Raw genomic sequence first — 18,034 nt, 5'->3', positions numbered from 1 at the left:
TTTACAGGCCCTTCTCTGCCTCATAATTAGCAATAATCTTCTTCAACTGCGTGTACAACGCAGGACCATAAACCTCTGAGCGCAGCCCGAAGTCCACATTCGCTGGGATATACCCACCTGGGTTACCCAAGTCATGACGAGTACCTTCGTGCACGACGACGTGTACTGGCTCGCCTTCTTGAATAAGCAGCTCAATAGCATCGGTTAGCTGCAGCTCGCCGCCCTTGCCAGGGGTGATTCGACGCAACGCGTCAAAGATCTTCTTATCCAACACATAACGCCCAGTTGCCACCAGGTTCGAAGGCGCGTCCGCAGGGTCTGGCTTTTCCACCATGCCCACGACTTTTTTCACGCCGTTATCTTCGGTTGCCTCAATATCAAAAACGCCATAATTGAAGGTTTGCTCACGCGGTACTTCAACAGCCAGCAGGACCGAGCCGCCCAGCTTATTGCGCACGGCCACCATCTGTTCCATCGCGTTATTAGGAAGCACAATGTCATCTGGCAACATTACGCCGAAGAACTCTTCTTCCTCCGTGAGCACGGACTCCGCCAAGCCCACAGCATGGCCCAAGCCCAGAGGCTTTTCTTGCTCAACCGCAATAGGGTGAAGGAGAGAATGAGCGCGCTTGACCTTGTCAGATTGCGATTGCTTACCGCGAGATTCCAAGGTTTCCACCAAGTCTGGGAAAGCCTCAAAATGCCGCATGACCTCCTGCTTATTGGGAGCAGTGATGATAGCTAGCCTATCGGCGCCAACGGCGGCAGCTTCTTCAGCAATCAACTCGATACCCGGGGTATCTACCACCGGCAACAACTCTTTCGGCACAGTCTTCGTCGCCGGCAAAAACCTAGTTCCCATTCCAGCAGCGGGAACAACAACGGTTTTAACCCACGGTGAAGCTTCGTCGCGATCATTAACCATAACGAACAGCTTACATTCCAGCCCCACCATTGCGTGTTGGCACTACCCTGTGTTTATGGTTGCTTTGACAAAACAAGACCTCCGCCGTGCGCACACCCAGGCCCGCAAAGAACTTGATCCTGTGCACAAGGCACAAAAAGACGCGGCAATTACCCGCGCGGTACTAAAACGCGCGCAAGGCTTAAAGGTTTCGGCTTACTTTCCGTTAGCTTCAGAGCCTGGCGGCGCAGGGTTCATCGACAAGCTTTACGATGCAACCTCCGAGCTCTGGCTTCCTCTTTCGGGTAAAGGCGGCGTTTTAAGTTGGTCTTTGTACCAAGGCCCGGAGTCTTTAAAACCCGGTGCTTTAGGAATTGCTGAGCCCACTGGCAAAACTTACGACAGCTCTGTTCTAGCGTCGCTCGATGTGCTTTTCATCCCGGCTCTCGCCATTGATAACAATGGTATGCGCCTGGGCAAAGGTGCCGGGTATTACGACCGCGCGCTAGCAAGTCTTAACCCACGCCCGCAGACCATCGCCATTGTCTATACAGAAGAAGTCCTTGATGCTGTCCCCCACGACGATCATGACCAGGCCGTAGATCTCGTTATTACGGACTAACACCTCGGCAACCTTTGAAGCCTCGTTGCAGTCCAATATATTCATGGCCACTGCAACACAGACACCTCGAAGCTCACCGCATGGCGGAAGGCTTCGTGTGGGGATTTCCCGGAAACGCCATCCCCGAAAGTCACAGACTTCTACGCTGCAAATTTTAAGGACTCCTGGCTATCAACGCTCGCAATTTATTCGTCGCGCACTTGGGTTCGTATTGGTCATAGCCGCCGTCCTCGTAGCGCTGAGTGGACTGCGTGAGAATCCGGAAGTTGTCGTCTTTGCCCGTGATGTCGATGCCGGCCGAGCATTAACAGCTGAGGATGTGGCCACCGTGCGTGTTCCGGAGGAAATTATCCCTGCCGGCGGCGCACTGGGCACTCCTGAGGACGTTATTGGGCGTGTGCTTGCAGCACCTGCAGTAGGCGGAGAAATCATTACTGAGCTGCGGCTTGTTGGCGATGAGCTAACTTCTTTTCTGGTTCCTGGTGGGCACATGGTGCCCTTAAAACTTGCCGAACCCGATTTGGTCTCACTGCTTAATCACGGGGATACCGTCAACGTGGTCACCTCCCAAGAATCTGCGGAAGAGCCAGGCTTTGCCCAAGCTTTAACCATCGCCGAGGGGGCGCGCGTTATCGCTACTTCCGCTGATATTTCCGCCGGAGGCAAGGGCGGGCAAGGCTCTAGCTCAGGATCGCCCGCGACCGTGTTAATTGCACTTCCCGCCGAGCAGGCGCAGGTGGTTGCGAGCGCTTCCATTTCCCAGCCGTTAACAGTGGTAATCACAGGAGATCGGGCTCAACTGCCGGAAACTCCCCAGGACTAACGCGTGCACGTGACTGTTTACGCGTACATTGTGGTGGTAGGCACCAAGCCTTTAGTGTTTACGATCACTTTTTGGGCTAGCTATCTAGCTTCTTTAACTAAATGTGGTTACATTCCTAACGGCTTATTTGCTACATAACTCAATCTAAGACCCAGTACACCTGAACCTGCAAAGGAAAGATCATGCTCAAGGGCTTTAAAGATTTCATCATGCGCGGCAACGTCATCGATTTGGCTGTTGGTGTCATCATCGGTGCCGCTTTCACCGCTATCGTCACCGCGATTACTGATTCTCTGATTCAACCAATCATCAACTCTTTCGGCTCCGCCGATATGGCTGGTCTTGGTTTCCAGATCACCGACAATGAAAACACCTTCATTGACTTCGGTGTTGTCATCACCGCCGTCATCAACTTCCTGATCATCGCGGCAGTGGTCTACTTCATCATCGTTGCACCAATCAACAAGCTCAACGAGATGAACAACAAGCGCCTCGGCATTGACGAAGACACCCCAGCGCCAACCGCTGAAGAGCTCTTGGCTGAAATCCGCGACCTCATGGCCGCTGATGCTGGTGGCTCCACCGGTGCTCACGGTATCGACCGTCCAACCGGAGACGACACCAAGTAGTACCTTTGGAGGTCCTACGCCTTCGGGCCTGACATATAAGTTAAAAGCCTTTGGTCTAACGCATTGAGTTGCGTGACCAAAGGCTTTTGTTCTGTCGCCATCACTTGCTAGCTAACCACCGTGGTGTGGCGGGCGCTGTTCTTTCCAGAACTCTTCCGATGCCCTATCCGGGATGGCAGTACCTGTCTGTCCATCGTCTAATTCCACGCTGCGGGTGGCATCGTCAGATTCCGCTTCATTCGGAAATGCGGAGATAAAATCCGGGCGATCTGCAGTTCGGTCATAGTTCGGCGAAGCTGACTCTTTAAATACTCGTCGACGTTTCCGTGGCACAGTGCCCTCCTTAAGACGTTTTAAAACACAAAATTTTAAGGTGCCGGTCTCCAGCTCTTAGCTGCTGGGGTCCGACACCTTGAACGAGGAAATCTAGACCGAGTACTCCTGCAGTTGGTCTACTAAGTGGTGTACCAGCGGGGTTACCGTAGCCATGCCGTCGCGTACAGCGGCGCGCGAGGACGCTAAGTTAACCACCACGGTGGAGCCGGATACACCAGCGATACCACGTGATGTACATGCATCAACGGCACCACAAGCCTGACCCGATGAGCGGACAGCTTGGGCAATGCCCGGCACCATTTGGTCTAATACCTCACGCGTTGCCTCAGGCACCTTATCGCGTGGGCCAACCCCGACACCGCCGACGGTCAGCACAAGGTCAACGCCACCGACCACTGCGGTTTCAATGGCCTGACGAATCTTCGACTTCTTCATCCGCACGGTGATAGCACCGTCTACGGTAAACCCAGCTTCTTGCAACAGTTCAGTGCACAAGGAGGTATTTTCTTCAGCTGCTTCATCTGGATGATCTGTTGCCAGAACTACCAGCGCGCGACGGTATGGCTGCGGAGCATTCTGCTGTTCAGCAGCCAGCAAGTACGCGTCATCTGGTTCATCCATTTCCAAAAGGGCGTTCGGGTGAACTAACCCGGGAGCCGGGTTCGAGTCAGTTGTCATAGTGATTTCCACTTCTAGTAGTTAGTTGTTTCGAACGTCATGAGGCTGCTTATTAAACTACTCTGCTGGCAAGGTAACCTCTACCTCTCGCGAAGAATCGTCATCTTCGCGGGTAACCTCGAGGGTGATTTTATTGCCAAATTCCTGCCCACGAATGGATGCAATTAACGAATCTGCGTCTTCAATCGGACGGTCATTAACCCGGGTGATGATATCGCCTTCTTCCAGCCCAGCCTCCGCACCGGCACTGCCTGGTTCCACGGAAACGACATGCGCACCGTCGGTGATATCCCGGCCGTCAACCTGCACACCCAGCATGGGGTGAACAACTGCGCCATTATCAATCAGCTGCTGCGCCATGCGTTGCGCGAAATTAGATGGGATAGCAAAGCCCAAGCCAATCGAGCCCGCTTCACCACTCGTTCCGGCTGACAAGGAGGCAATCATGGAGTTCATACCCACAAGATTGCCGCTCATATCCACCAACGGCCCGCCTGAGTTACCGGGGTTAACAGCAGCGTCGGTCTGGATAGCATCGATCAGCGAAGACTGCCCGCCACCTTGGGATGCACGCACTGGACGGTTAACTGCGGAGACAATGCCGGAAGTCACCGTCGCATTAAGACCTAGCGGGGAACCAACAGCTACGACTTCCTGGCCCACCTGCAGGGATTCGGAGTTGCCGAATTCCAAAAATGGCAGGTCTTGAACATCCTTAATCTTGATAACCGCTACGTCGGTATTAACATCCGAGGCTACAAATTCAGCATCGTGCTTGGTGCCATCATTCATGGTCACCTGCATCACGCCGCCTTCTTCAGCACCAGCGACGACGTGGTGGTTAGTCAGCACATAACCATCCGGGGAAATAATCGAACCAGAACCTTCAGAAGCCGCGGTCGATGAGACTACTTGAATGGAAACCACAGCCGGCAATACCTTGGCGGCAACTGCTTCTGTCGTTCCGGCTTCTGCTTCCTGGCCGGTGCTATTGGTATTATTGACCGGCTGACTGTTAAGAATCTCGCTCACGGAAGTCCCGTTACTCGAGGAGCTGTTATTGCCCACGACATAGCCGGTAACTCCACCCGCACCGATGCCTGCAACCAACATCATGGCCAACGCGGTTCCAAGCCCTACTGTGCGCTTGCTTTTCGATGTCTTCGTCGCGCCATCATCCACCCCCGGCACACCAACCGGTTGGGCGCCTGCCTGTTGTCCGTAATACTGCGCACCTGGCTGCTGACCCGGAACTTGCGCAGGTCCTTGCGATGGGCCCGGCACACCCTGTGACTGAGCACCGTAGGGGTCATAAGGTCCTTGCGGAGGGTTAGAGGCAGCGTTGTCAGGTGTTGCTGGGATCTCTTGGGTGCTATCCGAACGTGGCTGGTTCCAGCCGCGCGAGTAGCTTTGCGGCGAATCCGAATGTTCATCTTTGGAAGTCATAGTAGGTATTCTCCCCCATCAATCTTATGTTGTACTGGAATAATTCTGTAAGTCCCAGCGTGGGTTCCTGAACGTTTCCTGTATGCATTTATGTGCGCAAACTCCACGACTTGAGCGCTTGAATGCAACAACTTCTTCCATCCTATAACCCGCACCGGACACTGCTTGCGGGCGATGCGCCACAAGCAATACGCAAGACAGTCCAAGAGACATGCGGATATGAAAAAGACACCTGTCATCCTTTACGGATTCCAGGTGTCTTCTTTTAAAAGCTTTGTAAGTGACGGCGACCGTCGAAGCTTCTATTCTTAGAACTGCTCTACGTCAACGAGGCCGAGCTGTGCAGCCTTGACCAAACGACGTGGGATACGAACAGTCTGACCATCGATGGTTACTTCCTGCAGGGCGACATTGTCAGCCTTCCACTGGGAGCGACGGTGGTGGGTATTGGAACGGGACTTCTTAAACTTAGGAGTTGCCATTGTTTTCTTTCCTCCTTATGCCTTCTTCTTACGGCGAGCCATTGCGCCGAAGCGCTGGTTGAAGCGCTCAACACGGCCAGCGGTGTCCATAACGCGCTGTGCACCAGTCCAGAATGGGTGGGACTCAGCGGTCACGTCGACAACGATCAGTGGGTACTCATTGCCATCTTCCCACTGAACGGTGCGGGAGGAGGTGGCAGTGGACTGGGTCAGGAACTGGGTACCGGTACCAGCATCCTGAAAGACCACCGGGTGGTAATCCGGGTGGATATCTTTCTTCATAATTCGATTCCCTCAGGGTTGAAACTTCAGGTCGGTTCTTTACATCCTGAAAGGGTAAAGATCGTGCCTGAGTTGGGTATCTGACAAACTGACAAGAAGGTCACTAACGCAGCTACATTCGCATTCGCGATGACATGCGGTGATCAACTCGAACAATCATACAGAATACGAGCATAAAACCTAAATCCCGCCGACGAGCACCCCGGCAAGAGATCGGATAAGATGGGCATGAAGCTGTCAAGGTAGGCGTGAAGATAGCAATCCTCCCAGGCGATTAGGAAATGGCCATAAAGCGGTGTAAGGTTGCCCCTTGCTGTTGTCACTTTGTACGTAATACGCCCCGTCTACCGGTATTTGGCAGCTAGCCTCATCGCTCTTTACCTCACCTCACCTTTAAAAGAGCAACACGCAGAACGCTTTAGTCATTCTCGTGATAGGCCAGCGCCGTAGCCAAGATGTGGGCGGCTAGGAGAAAGAGAACCCATGTCGGCTATTTGCCAGGTAACGGGCCGCGAGCCGAGCTTCGGCAAGCAAGTCTCGCACTCGCACCGCCGCACCTCGCGTCGTTGGAACCCCAACGTGCAGCGTCGTCGGTACTACTTGCCCTCTGAGGGCCGTACCATCACCTTGAATGTTTCAACCAAGGGCATCAAGATCATCGACCGCGACGGAATCGAATCCGTTGTAGCGAAGATCCGAGCACGTGGGGAGAAGATTTAAGCATGGCACGTAATGACATCCGTCCAATCATCAAGCTCAAGTCCACTGCGGGTACTGGTTACACCTACGTCACCCGTAAGAACAAGCGCAACAACCCGGACCGCATTTCTTTGATGAAGTTCGATCCAGTTGTCCGCAAGCACGTCGAATTCCGCGAGGAGCGATAATCTATGGCTAAGAAGTCTAAGATCGCCAAGAACGAGCAGCGCAAGGAAATCGTCGCCCGCTACGCGGAGCGTCGCGCTGAGCTCAAGGCTATTATCAAGAACCCGAACACCTCTGACGAGGATCGCATGGACGCACAGTTCGAGCTGAACCGTCAGCCACGTGATGCTTCTGCAGCACGTGTACGTAACCGCGACGCCCATGATGGTCGTCCACGCGGCTACCTCCGTAAGTTCGGCCTGTCCCGTGTCCGTATGCGTGGCATGGCTCACCGTGGTGAGCTGCCAGGCGTTCGCAAGTCCAGCTGGTAAGGGGTGTTGCAAAAAATGAAGCGCAATAACCAGAAGAAGTTCCGGATGGAGCAGACCCGCCGTCCGAAGAAGAACCCATTGAAGGCTGAAGGCATCGAAAAGGTGGACTACAAGGACACCAAGACCCTTCGTCTCTTCATCTCTGACCGCGGCAAGATCCGTTCCCGCCGCGTCACCGGTCTGACCCCGCAGCAGCAGCGTCAGGTTGCTACCGCGGTAAAGAACGCTCGCGAAATGGCTCTCCTGCCGTTCACCACCCGCTAATTAGTAGCCGGGTTTCAACAGCGCACTTTTGCCGTTGGCATAAAGTGTGAACGGTAAAAGTATAAATTGGCCCTTGGCCTCTTCCACCATGTAAGTGGTGAAAGAGACCAGGGGCCTTTTGTTTCCCCTATGCTTAGGCACCGAGTACGCTAAAGTAGAAAATCTTCTCCCCACCGCTTTAATGCAGGAAGGACGGCCATGCTGCACTCATCGTTGCGGGAACTTGCCTTACAGGCCAATCGGTGTGAGTCCACCGCCGCTGCCCGCGGGATTTTATCTGAAGCTCAAGAGCTTTTGCGCAATGCCCTTCGCCACCGAGAAAGCGAAACCGAACTGACTGCGTGGTTCTCACGCCTGGTTAGTGATGTTGTCCGCTCCCCTGCTATTGCCAGCCCGGTTCGTCTTACGGGAGCAGTAAGCCGCGGGGATGCTATTCCTTCTATGCCGATTACGTGGCTTGGTGAGGATGAGCAGATGCTTGAGATTTTGGAATCAGTAGGCCTTAAAGGCCGCCAGGCTGAGGAAGAGTTTCTGGCGTGGCGGGTGGATGCCGGATACCCGGTGGGCATTGGTGGAGAGCAACAGCTTCTCGATGAAGCCTTAAGCCTGCGCCCGCCAGCACTCAAGGTCGTCAATGGCTTGCCTGACCCTGACAGCGAAGTCGATATCGAGTCTTATCTTCTTGCTCCCATTGCAGGGATTGCTCGGTGGGCTGCGCCGTCTCCACGGCCAACGCTTGACAGGTTAGAGATTGCCATCGAAAGGCAATTGCTCAGCCCGTCGGAGTCACAGTCTTTAGCCGTGGCTTGGGAGACCGCGATAAGCATTGCGATGCGTCGTTGGCTCGCTAATATGGATGGCCGCAGCACCACGTTGGATAATCTTCCAGCACTCGATCGCACTGCTTATGGTGCAGCATGCCGTCTAGTCGCGCAGACCTTCGCGGCGATCTCCGCGCGCTACTCACAAGAAGCGTCGGACTCGCAAGAGACTCTGGATCCACAAGACGTGAATTAGCCCCAAGCTGGGCTTTAATGTCGTATATTTAAATGTGCTTTATATAAGGAGGAATTGGTTTTATGGCTGGTGCGGTTGGACGCCCTCGCAAAAATAGTCCTCGCCGACGCGGTAGTACCGCGCGCGAGGAAATCTTGGATGCTTCCTCAGAGTTATTTACCACCCAGGGCTTTGCCAATACCTCCACGCATCAGATCGCGGAAGCTGTTGGCATCCGCCAGGCATCGCTGTATTACCACTTCCCCTCGAAGACGGAAATCTTTCTCACGCTGCTAAAGTCCACCATCGAGCCTTCCATTGAGTTGGCTGATGAATTGGCGAGCTCCAAGTCTTCACCAGAGTTGCGCCTGTGGGCCTTGGTCGCGGCCGAAGCACGTCTTTTGCTTACCAGCGGGTGGAATGTAGGCCGCCTTTATCAATTGCCTGTAGCAAACTCCCCTGATTTTGATGATTTCCACGATCAGCGCGCACAGCTGCAGAAAACTTTCAGCGATACTGCGGCTGAAATCGTAGGACCTGAGGATCCGCGCACGGATCTGCCTTTCCACCTCGCGCTCTCCGCCATGGAGATGCGTGAGAATAACGGTACCCCACCGTTTCAGCATTCGGATTCAGAGCTTCCGTCGACCGCAGTCGTGCTTGCCGATGCCGCCCTGAGGGTTTTGCAGGCTGAATTCCCAGAGAACCGTGAGCAGGCCACCTTGGACATGATTGCAGCTAAAGACGCTAAGAAGGACTAACGGTTTCGACTCTGGGGACGAAGTCTAAGCTGATAGTAGCGTGGCTATTGCCACACCTGGCATTAAAGGTTAGCCTTGCCTTATTAAGATTTAACTATCAGGGTGAAAGGGATTTCACCACTACGGCTCGTCTCAAGCACCAATTTCCTCAAGTAAGTGAGCTTCTTCCTTTAATGAAGTTCAAATTACCGACGCTCGACCGTCGGGCCGCACGGCTAGCCTCGGCTGCGAATGTGTGGAACCTGCGCAAGATCACTAAACGCCGCACCCCTACTCCAGCTTTTGATTACACCGATGGCGCGGCTCAAGATGAGACCACCCTCAACCGCAGTTACAAGCTCTTTCGCGAAGTCACTTTAATCCCGAAGATTTTGCACTCCACTCCGGAGGTCGATCTCTCGACCACCATCGCTGGTGGTGCTTCCTCACTTCCTTTCGGTATTGCGCCGACTGGCTTTACCCGTTTCATGCATTCAGAAGGTGAGGATGCCGGGGCATCCGCCGCTGCGAAGGCGGGCATTCCTTTCTCTTTGTCCACCATGGGTACTCGTTCTGTTGAAGAGGTAGCCAGGGTTTCAGAAACAAAGAAGAACTCCAAGCCAGGCAGTGGTCGCCGCTGGTTCCAGCTGTATCTTTGGAAAGACCGCGAAGCATCCAAGGACTTATTAGCGCGGGCCCAAAAAGAGGGTTTCGATACTCTACTGGTGACCGTAGATACCCCAGTTGCTGGTCAACGTCTACGCGATACGCGCGACGGCATGACCATTCCACCACAGCTAACTGCGAAGACTGTACTGGATGCGTCCTACCGCCCTGAGTGGTGGTTTAACTTCCTGACCACTGATCCGCTGACCTTTGCCTCGCTGAGCAACACTGCCGAGGATCTGGCTTCTATTTTGGGCTCCATGTTTGATCCTTCCTTGTCCATTGAGGATTTAAAGTGGATTCGTGAAGTATGGAAGGGCCCGCTATTTGTCAAAGGTATCTTAACCGCTGATGACTCCCGCCGCGCGACCGATGCCGGCGCCGATGGCCTTGTTGTGTCTAACCACGGTGGCCGTCAATTAGACCGCAGTCCTGTGTCAATTCAGGCTCTAAGTGAAGTGCGCAAGGAAGCAGGTCCCGATGTTGAAATCATCTTGGATTCCGGGGTGATGTCTGGTGCCGATATCGTAGCTGCCCTGGGACTCGGCGCTGACTTTGTCATCGTTGGCCGGGCCTACCTCTACGGGCTTATGGCAGGTGGTGAGCAAGGCGTGGATAAGACCATTGAGCTGTTAGCCGAAGAAGTCCGTAATGCCATGTTGTTGATGGGCACCCGCACTATTGAGGACCGGAAGAATTCCGGTCAGGTCATCGCGCCCTGGCTAAAGAACGAAAACGAGAACGTCGACGCTTAGAACTTGACAGCTGGAAGTAGATTTCTAGATCGCTAAAGGGCCTGTTCACACCGTTGAAATTGCGGGTGAACAGGCCCTTTAGCTATCTCTGCTGGGCTAAAGCTCTCACTAATTCTGCTGGGCTAAAGCTCTCACTAATTCTTTGTATGAACGAAGTGAAGAAAAGAATTAGTGTGCGAAGTGACGGGTACCAGTGAAGTACATGGTGATACCTGCTGCGTTTGCTGCTTCGATAACTTCTTCGTCGCGGATGGAACCGCCAGGCTGGACGACGGCGGAAACGCCGGCATCGATAAGCACCTGCAAGCCGTCAGCAAATGGGAAGAACGCATCCGATGCTGCAACCGATCCACGAGCACGCTCTGCGGAATCAGCCAAGGTATTTGCACGGTCTACAGCCAACTTCGCTGAATCAACGCGGTTGACCTGGCCCATGCCGACGCCAACGGTGGCACCTTCATGCGCCAGCAAGATGGCGTTGGACTTTACCGAGCGCACTGCTCGCCAAGCGAATTCCAGCTCCGCGAGCTTTTCCTCGGACGCGGCTTCACCGGCAGCCAAAGTCCAGGTCGAAGCCTTATCGCCCTCGGCCTGGTAGACATCAGCTTCTTGCAGCAAACGGCCACCGGAGATTTCCTTGACCTCAACTGCTGGCACTTCATGCTCAGCAACGAGGATGCGGATATTCTTCTTGCCCTGCAAAATCTCTACCGCCCCATCTTCGTAGGACGGTGCGATGATGACCTCGGTGAAGATGTCAGCAACCTGGGTTGCCATTTCCTTGGTGACTTCGCGGTTAACAGCGATGACGCCACCGAACGCTGACATTGGATCACAGGCGTGTGCCGCTGCGTGTGCTGCAGCGATGGACTCATCGGATACTGCGATGCCACAAGGGTTTGCGTGCTTGATGATAGCTACGCAAGGACGCTCATGATCCCAAGCTGCACGCCATGCAGCATCAGCATCCTGGTAGTTGTTGTAGCTCATTTCCTTACCGTGCAGCTGCTTCGCATTAGCCACACCGGTCGAGCCCTCGCGAACGATAGATGCCTGCTGGTGAGGGTTCTCGCCATAACGCAGCACGTCGCCATTGAGGGCTTCGCCTTCAACGTGGGCGGAGGAGGCATCGGCGAGCTGCTGAGCAAACCAGCCGGAAACTGCAACATCATAGTCTGCCGTGTGCTTAAACGCAGTCGCGGCGAGCTGACGACGCTGCGCCAGATCGAATCCGCCCTGAGCGACAGCCTCAGCGATGTCACCGTAACGTGCTGGATCTACAACAACCGCCACCGATGGGTGGTTTTTGGCGGCAGCACGGACCATGGATGGACCGCCGATATCAATCTGTTCGACGCAACCATCAAAGTCTGCGCCAGAAGCTACAGTCTCTTTAAATGGGTACAGGTTGACCACGACCAACTGGAATGGCTCAATCTCAAGCTCTTCCAACTGGTTAAGGTGATCCGGCTTGCGGGTATCAGCCAAAATGCCTGCGTGCACGCGTGGGTGCAAGGTCTTAACGCGGCCTTCGAGGCACTCAGGGAATCCGGTGAGAGATTCAACCGGAGTGACGTTGATGCCAAGATCAGCAATCTTGGCGGCCGTGGAGCCGGTGGACACAATCTCTACGCCTGCGCCATCAAGCGTGCGAGCGAGCTCTTCGAGCCCTGTCTTGTCATAAACGCTAATTAGTGCACGCTTGATCTGCTTGCGGTCATCACTCATGGATGAAAGCCTTGCCTTCCTGACTGTGGGAAATCTGGTTTAAATCTCAATAATAAGCTGCTGGTCTTGAACATGCGCTGCGCGTAAGACCTGCACGATAAGCTCACGTTCGACGCTTTTGATGCGCTCATGCAAGCTTGCCTCATCATCTTCTGCCTCAATTGCTACTGCGCGCTGGGCGATGATGCGGCCAGTATCAACTCCCGCGTCCACAAAATGGACAGTAGAGCCGGTGACTTTCACGCCATAAGCCAACGCATCCCGGACTCCATGCGCGCCCGGAAAGGACGGCAAGAGTGCGGGATGCGTGTTTATTGTGCGGCCTTCAAAGCTGGCCAAGAATTCAGGCCCCAGGATTTTCATAAATCCGGCGGACACCACAATATCTGCGGTACCAACTGCTGCGACAAGGTTTTTGTTCCACTGCGCGCGGTCTGAGCCTAAAGGCACGACTTCGGCGTCGATGCCTGCATCTTGGGCTCGGTTAATCCCCGGGCAGGGCTTATCCGCGACGACCTTGATAACCCGATAGGAGTCATCTTGGTTGTCGATAATATTTTGCAGCAAAGATCCGGTGCCAGATACCAGCACCACTACTTGAAGCGGGTCTTGTGCTCTCAAAACTTGCGAAGGCGATTCAGTCACGTGTTAAAGACTAGTCTGTAGCCCTTTCGAGGACGAAACGATGCCGCCAATTTTTCCTCCACCACGGAAAAGAGGACAACTTATCCCCTCTTATTGGGTATCTTTGCCTGTTTTATCGTCCTCATCGCTTTGCTGTTGACCATCGTGGCCATCATCAGCGTGCTCGACCCCAGAAACTTCCGTGTCATTTTCCGCCGCTTCTTGGGCGCCTTGGTCAGAGTCCGGCAGCACCTCTTCCGCGGTTTGCTCTGCATTGTCGATGTCTACGTCTTCGACGCCGGACTCATCAATGTCCTCTCTATCGCTTGGCTCATGCGTAGCAGTACCGAGCCTGTCCTCAATATCGTCTTCGCCTGGCACCTCATCAGGGAAGGAACCATCTTCCAAATTATCGATCAGATCCTCGGACATTGCTCCAACGGAGACTTCCTCTTCTTGCGGGTCATCATCATCGTCGGCAGCGGCTGAATCTTCTTCAAACTCACCATCAATGTAGTCCACTGCCCCATCATCACTGGCCTCATCAGCTTCACCTGTGTCGAGGATTTCTGAGGATTCAGCAGCCTCAGTAGATTCTCTGGACTCAGTCTCTTCTGTTGTGGCCTCTGCTGGTGCTGCCACGGAAACACCCGCTGCCTCGTCGCGGCGCGCCTTAATTGCCATTCCTGCAGCTACGGCAAGTCCGATGCCGCCAATCCAGACGACAGCTAGTCCTGCCGCCATAAAGACCATGAGACCCACAGACTCATAAAGGCCAAGTTCACCAGCGGTCAAATAACCACTAACCAGCACAATAATTCCCGCTGCCACACCAGATGCTGCAGCTTCATAAAAGCTCGGACGCTTCTTTACGGCTACATATCCAATAGCTACTGCAGTCAGCACCAACAACCCAATTGCCCAAGTCGATGCCGAACCAGGAACCGCGCCCAACAAAGGCAATGGTGGAAGTGGAACAAGGTGCACACTAAACAGGCTGACGCTGGCATCACCAAGGTGAAATTCTGACCCCAATAGGATTCCCGCTACCGCAACCAGTGCATTGGGCAGGTACAGAACCGAAAGTCCAATAACCGCAAATAATCCCAAGCCAGCTAAATGCGGAAAACTATCAGCAATCAGCGCTTGGTTTTTCCAGTTCACAGCCAAAGCAACGAGGAGGACCACAGCCGCTATAGCCAACAACGCTAACAACGACAAAGCAGCAAGTACTACGCCATCGACAACGGCGCGCGGAACTTTATAGCGCTTCGCCAATGCACGCCATAGCCGTGGACCCATGCCAATAACTAGTGCAGCCAAATGCAATACCAGCGCCCGGGCGATGGTATTGCCCAAAGGTGGTGGCGATAGGTCATAGACCTGGGAAGCGTCCCACAACATAAACCAAGCGATTGCAATCAGCACAATGGGGATAGCAATTACCCAGCCCAAAAGCGCTAGTAGGTCATTCACGCTGACCTTATCTTTGATAGCGCGATGAATATTTCCCGCGAGCATCCATCCCAGGATCAGCGCAGGCAAGATTGGAAGGGCAGAAATTGTTAAGTCTGCTGCCACAACGGGAGCCAGGTTGGTAACCATCCAAGACTGCGCAATGGCGGTAGGCAACCACGCAGATGGCGAACTAGTTAACAGCACTGTTGCTGTAGCGATAACTGCCAAAGAGAAAAACACCACAAGATTAGGGACAGCTACAACAAAAAACATTCGGCGAAGGCGCGAGCGCCAAGTCACCGGACCAGTTGCGCGCCGTGCTTTTGTTTCCTTACCCACCGTCTTGGCAACGCGCGCGGCTGACGGCGAGGCGGCCTTAACACGCCCGCGCCCTCGTGCAGAGCTGCGCGGACCAGAAGTTGACCGTGATTGGGGGCTCGTATTTTTGCTCATCAGCTATACACATTGCCACGATCTGGAATCTTTTTAGCGTTGGCACCCCGACTCTTCAGCTAATATCCAGCCTGCTGTTAGCTCTTCGCCGCCATGTTGCTGGGGGACACCGCGAATGGAAAACCCTCAACCTCTACAACGGGTTCAAAGTACTCCTATATATAAGGAATAAATAAGTACATTTCACCTTGGAGTCAACGCAAACCTGGCCATTGCCACACAAGCCACATGCGCACCGTCAAAAGTTAGAATTTCGACGACCACTCGCCCTGAAAATTTGGCCAACTTTTGACTATTTTCACCCCAGTGGCGGTAATCACATTAAATTTCATCGAGTGAATTTTAGGCAATAAAACCATCTCTGCAATCGTTTGTGCTGGCGCAACGGAGGTGGGGACAGAATTTGTTTAGTCGCAAAATCAAGCTATCCTTGTTTAATTCCCCGAAACAGGTTGCTCGAGATCATTTGAGACGCTATTGTTACCTCTCGTTGGTAACAGTAAGGTCACAATCCGATAAAGAGCAAGGGTTCAATGTAACGCCCTCTCGCATCAACAAGATGCACACGCTCCAGGAGTGAGACGACAATAGGGAAGAAAATTTACATGCAAAGCATTTCTCAGCGCTCTGGCGTTGGACGTCACCGCAAGGTGAACACCGCACAGACGGCTAAGGGACGCATTGCTTTAGTAACCGTAGCTGCAGGCGCGGTTTCTACTGCTGGCGTTGGTGGAGCTACTGCAGCTCAGGTACAGACCGCTCCTGAAGATACAACCAAAACTCAAACCGTTGACTTCAAGCAGGTTAGCCAGACCTCTCCATTGGATCAGGTTTCCGGCAACATCCAAAACGCTGTTGAGGGCGCACAGAGCCAGGTTGATTCCGCTGTCGCAGCCACCCCACAGATTCTGACCGTTGCAGAAACCAAGCCAGTTCAGAACCTTTCGGAGCAGCTCAACACCGCCATCCAGGCCTCCGAAGCTCGCGCAGCCGCTGACGAAGCAGCTCGTGCACCATCTGTCTCTCGCCCTGCTGAAGGTACTTTCACCTCCGGATTCGGCCCACGTTGGGGCTCTTTCCACGCTGGCATTGACATCGCTAACTCCAATGGCACCCCAATCCTGTCCGTCATGGACGGCACCGTCATTGACTCTGGCCCAGCATCTGGCTACGGTAACTGGATCCGCATCAAGCACGACGACGGTTCGATGTCCGTTTACGGCCACATGGAATCTCTTGACGTTGCAGTCGGCGAGCGCGTAACCGCTGGCCAAAAGATCGCTGGCATGGGCAACCTTGGTTTCTCCACCGGTACCCACCTGCACTTTGAGATTCACCCTGACGGCAACACCGCAGTTGACCCTATTCCTTGGTTCCAGGCACGCGGAATCAACATCTCTTAATTTTTAAAGCGCGATACAAAGCCCCAGGCTGAGCTTCCACCTCCCTACCAACGACATCTTTTGGTGGATGCCAAACTGGGGCTTTTGTCATGCCCGAAAACGTTCACTCTGCGCCGAGACATCGTGTCGCGCACTTGCGAACAACAGGAGCCCCTACACGGGGCATGAGCACCCCGTAGGGCCCCGAAGGCTGCAAGCCTCGCCACGAACCCCAGAACCAAGACTTAAGCCCTTCCAGCAAGCAGCCCAGATGTTTACCCACACACGCGCCTAGCAAAGCGCAGAAGCCAAAAGGCTGCCGTTTGCGCGCACATTTACAACATCGTGCCCAAACGCCTTTCCAAGTTGCACCCGAGCCGGAACCCGATCCCGACAGAGCGTCACCGACTTAAGAAAAGGCAAACCAAGCAAGATATAACGATGCTTAAGTCTAGATAGTTACGACACGCCGGAAATTATTCCCCAGGCCGAGAATTTGGCACCCCCTTATGCCACCCCCAGAACTTGAACCATTGGTTTACAGTCGCAACTTCTTTAACATTAGCAACATGCGCAACATGCTGGGGTGTTCGAAAGGTTCTCGAAAACGCACTGCCATCACCTGCCGTTTTCCCATTGCATAGTGCGCAAACTCCCGATAACTTTAATCGCGTTGCTACAAATCAATCACAGCTATGCAACGAATTCAGTTCATCAAACGATGACGCCTTTTTAGGCGGAAGATTTCTGCATTGTGTTGATTGTGATGGCGATATCAAACACTGATGTACAGCGTTTAGCAAAGGACCGTATCTATGAAGCGCATTCCCCGCGCACTCAAAGCTGCTCTTGCAGTGGCTGCTGCTTCAGGCGTTGGCCTAGCCACCGTCACAGCTGCCACCGCAGACACCCCAGCGCTCAGCCTCAGTGTCGTCGATGGCTCTTCTCAGCCTCAGATCAACCACGTTGATAACAATGAGCTGATGAACGCCGCAACGGGTTTGTTCACAAGCATCGACGGTATTTTAAACAGTGGCGTCGTTCCGACCATTGAACGCACGGAATACGGCGTCTCAATCGTTTTGGACCCAAGTTCCATTCCTGGCCTGGCAGAGCAATTCGCTCCGGCTGACCCATCACAGCTCTCCCCGATGCGTGGCAGTACCGCTGATGGCCGCACGGTAGTCTTTCCTACCTCCGGTACGCTTACTTCCACCTACGGAGCTCGTTGGGGCACTCACCACAATGGCATTGACGTTGCCAACCCCATTGGCACGCCTATCTACGCGGTCATGGACGGTGAAGTTATCTCATCCGGGCCAGCGCAGGGTTACGGCAACTGGATCCGCATCAAGCACGATGACGGCTCAATCTCGGTCTACGGACACATGCAGGCTTCATCCTTGCTCGTCGGTGTTGGCGAGCGTGTGACCGCAGGACAGCAGATTGCGTCTATCGGTAGCGAAGGCCAATCCACTGGCCCGCACCTGCACTTCGAGATTTGGCCGGATGGCGCAAACGCCACCGACCCGAAGCCATGGTTTGCAGGTAACGGAATCTTCTTCTAGTT

Annotated in this window: 21 protein-coding genes; 12 read left to right on the top strand and 9 right to left on the bottom strand. The window is 53.9% G+C overall.

Annotated features, from left to right (window positions below):
* Position 1: 1 nt before the first annotated feature.
* Positions 2-925: a UTP--glucose-1-phosphate uridylyltransferase gene (locus C5Y44_RS03530; RefSeq protein ID WP_105324053.1), complete on the bottom strand. Its 924-nt coding sequence runs from the start codon at positions 923-925 to the stop codon at positions 2-4.
* Between the two features lie 55 nt (positions 926-980).
* On the opposite strand from C5Y44_RS03530, the gene C5Y44_RS03525 reads away from it, so the two are divergent.
* The 3 genes from C5Y44_RS03525 (at position 981) to mscL (ending at position 2,978) form a co-directional block, all read left to right on the top strand.
* Positions 981-1,526: a 5-formyltetrahydrofolate cyclo-ligase gene (locus tag C5Y44_RS03525; protein ID WP_105324052.1), complete on the top strand. Its 546-nt coding sequence runs from the start codon at positions 981-983 to the stop codon at positions 1,524-1,526.
* Positions 1,527-1,569: 43 nt separating this feature from the next.
* Positions 1,570-2,349, top strand: a complete 780-nt coding sequence (locus C5Y44_RS03520) for an SAF domain-containing protein (protein WP_105323701.1) — start codon at positions 1,570-1,572, stop codon at positions 2,347-2,349.
* Between the two features lie 182 nt (positions 2,350-2,531).
* The gene (gene mscL / locus C5Y44_RS03515; RefSeq protein ID WP_105323700.1) at positions 2,532-2,978 is read left to right on the top strand and encodes a large-conductance mechanosensitive channel protein MscL; all 447 of its coding nucleotides are present in this window, start codon (positions 2,532-2,534) and stop codon (positions 2,976-2,978) included.
* Between the two features lie 111 nt (positions 2,979-3,089).
* Here the strand turns inward: mscL and C5Y44_RS03510 are convergent, their stop codons facing one another.
* The 5 genes from C5Y44_RS03510 to C5Y44_RS03490 all read right to left on the bottom strand — a co-directional run bounded on the left by C5Y44_RS03510 (position 3,090) and on the right by C5Y44_RS03490 (position 6,202).
* Positions 3,090-3,311: a hypothetical protein gene (locus tag C5Y44_RS03510; protein WP_105323699.1), complete on the bottom strand. Its 222-nt coding sequence runs from the start codon at positions 3,309-3,311 to the stop codon at positions 3,090-3,092.
* Between the two features lie 93 nt (positions 3,312-3,404).
* Positions 3,405-3,992, bottom strand: coding sequence for a molybdenum cofactor biosynthesis protein B (locus C5Y44_RS03505; RefSeq protein ID WP_105323698.1), 588 nt, complete (start codon positions 3,990-3,992; stop codon positions 3,405-3,407).
* A 57-nt stretch (positions 3,993-4,049) separates the two neighbouring features.
* A complete protein-coding gene (locus tag C5Y44_RS03500) occupies positions 4,050-5,438 on the bottom strand; it encodes a S1C family serine protease (RefSeq protein ID WP_199185974.1) in 1,389 nt (462 codons plus the stop codon).
* A 308-nt stretch (positions 5,439-5,746) separates the two neighbouring features.
* On the bottom strand, positions 5,747-5,920 hold the full coding sequence (gene rpmF, locus C5Y44_RS03495) for a 50S ribosomal protein L32 (protein WP_066795369.1): 174 nt from the start codon (positions 5,918-5,920) through the stop codon (positions 5,747-5,749).
* A 15-nt stretch (positions 5,921-5,935) separates the two neighbouring features.
* Positions 5,936-6,202: a type B 50S ribosomal protein L31 gene (locus C5Y44_RS03490; protein WP_105323697.1), complete on the bottom strand. Its 267-nt coding sequence runs from the start codon at positions 6,200-6,202 to the stop codon at positions 5,936-5,938.
* 483 nt (positions 6,203-6,685) lie between these two features.
* Between C5Y44_RS03490 and rpmB the strand changes: the two genes are divergently transcribed.
* The 7 genes from rpmB (at position 6,686) to C5Y44_RS03455 (ending at position 10,819) form a co-directional block, all read left to right on the top strand.
* Positions 6,686-6,922, top strand: coding sequence for a 50S ribosomal protein L28 (gene rpmB, locus C5Y44_RS03485; RefSeq protein WP_003846448.1), 237 nt, complete (start codon positions 6,686-6,688; stop codon positions 6,920-6,922).
* A gap of 2 nt (positions 6,923-6,924) precedes the next feature.
* Positions 6,925-7,089: a 50S ribosomal protein L33 gene (rpmG, locus tag C5Y44_RS03480; RefSeq protein WP_006822996.1), complete on the top strand. Its 165-nt coding sequence runs from the start codon at positions 6,925-6,927 to the stop codon at positions 7,087-7,089.
* Between the two features lie 3 nt (positions 7,090-7,092).
* Entirely contained in the window at positions 7,093-7,398 is a 306-nt protein-coding gene (gene rpsN / locus C5Y44_RS03475; protein WP_006822995.1) for a 30S ribosomal protein S14, read from the top strand.
* Between the two features lie 15 nt (positions 7,399-7,413).
* Positions 7,414-7,662 carry a 30S ribosomal protein S18 gene (gene rpsR / locus C5Y44_RS03470; protein ID WP_003846456.1) on the top strand — a complete coding sequence of 83 codons (249 nt, stop codon included), beginning with the start codon at positions 7,414-7,416 and terminating at the stop codon, positions 7,660-7,662.
* 198 nt (positions 7,663-7,860) lie between these two features.
* Positions 7,861-8,679, top strand: coding sequence for a putative nucleotidyltransferase substrate binding domain-containing protein (locus tag C5Y44_RS03465; protein ID WP_105323696.1), 819 nt, complete (start codon positions 7,861-7,863; stop codon positions 8,677-8,679).
* Positions 8,680-8,741: 62 nt separating this feature from the next.
* Positions 8,742-9,419, top strand: coding sequence for a TetR/AcrR family transcriptional regulator (locus tag C5Y44_RS03460; protein WP_105323695.1), 678 nt, complete (start codon positions 8,742-8,744; stop codon positions 9,417-9,419).
* Between the two features lie 173 nt (positions 9,420-9,592).
* On the top strand, positions 9,593-10,819 hold the full coding sequence (locus tag C5Y44_RS03455) for an alpha-hydroxy acid oxidase (protein WP_105323694.1): 1,227 nt from the start codon (positions 9,593-9,595) through the stop codon (positions 10,817-10,819).
* A gap of 168 nt (positions 10,820-10,987) precedes the next feature.
* On the opposite strand, the gene purH is transcribed toward C5Y44_RS03455, so the two are convergent.
* The 3 genes from purH to C5Y44_RS03440 form a co-directional block, all read right to left on the bottom strand.
* On the bottom strand, positions 10,988-12,547 hold the full coding sequence (gene purH, locus C5Y44_RS03450; RefSeq protein WP_105323693.1) for a bifunctional phosphoribosylaminoimidazolecarboxamide formyltransferase/IMP cyclohydrolase: 1,560 nt from the start codon (positions 12,545-12,547) through the stop codon (positions 10,988-10,990).
* Between the two features lie 39 nt (positions 12,548-12,586).
* The gene (gene purN, locus C5Y44_RS03445; protein ID WP_199185973.1) at positions 12,587-13,192 is read right to left on the bottom strand and encodes a phosphoribosylglycinamide formyltransferase; all 606 of its coding nucleotides are present in this window, start codon (positions 13,190-13,192) and stop codon (positions 12,587-12,589) included.
* A gap of 90 nt (positions 13,193-13,282) precedes the next feature.
* On the bottom strand, positions 13,283-15,082 hold the full coding sequence (locus tag C5Y44_RS03440) for a DUF6350 family protein (protein ID WP_199185972.1): 1,800 nt from the start codon (positions 15,080-15,082) through the stop codon (positions 13,283-13,285).
* A 605-nt stretch (positions 15,083-15,687) separates the two neighbouring features.
* Between C5Y44_RS03440 and C5Y44_RS03435 the strand changes: the two genes are divergently transcribed.
* Positions 15,688-16,485: a M23 family metallopeptidase gene (locus C5Y44_RS03435; protein WP_105323692.1), complete on the top strand. Its 798-nt coding sequence runs from the start codon at positions 15,688-15,690 to the stop codon at positions 16,483-16,485.
* Positions 16,486-17,279: 794 nt separating this feature from the next.
* Positions 17,280-18,032 (top strand): M23 family metallopeptidase, encoded by a 753-nt coding sequence (locus tag C5Y44_RS03430; RefSeq protein ID WP_105323691.1) that lies wholly within the window; start codon positions 17,280-17,282, stop codon positions 18,030-18,032.
* Positions 18,033-18,034: the final 2 nt, after the last annotated feature.

Source organism: Corynebacterium sp. J010B-136 (assembly GCF_002967075.1).
GTDB lineage: Bacteria > Actinomycetota > Actinomycetes > Mycobacteriales > Mycobacteriaceae > Corynebacterium.
This window is presented reverse-complemented; position numbering and strand designations above follow the sequence as displayed.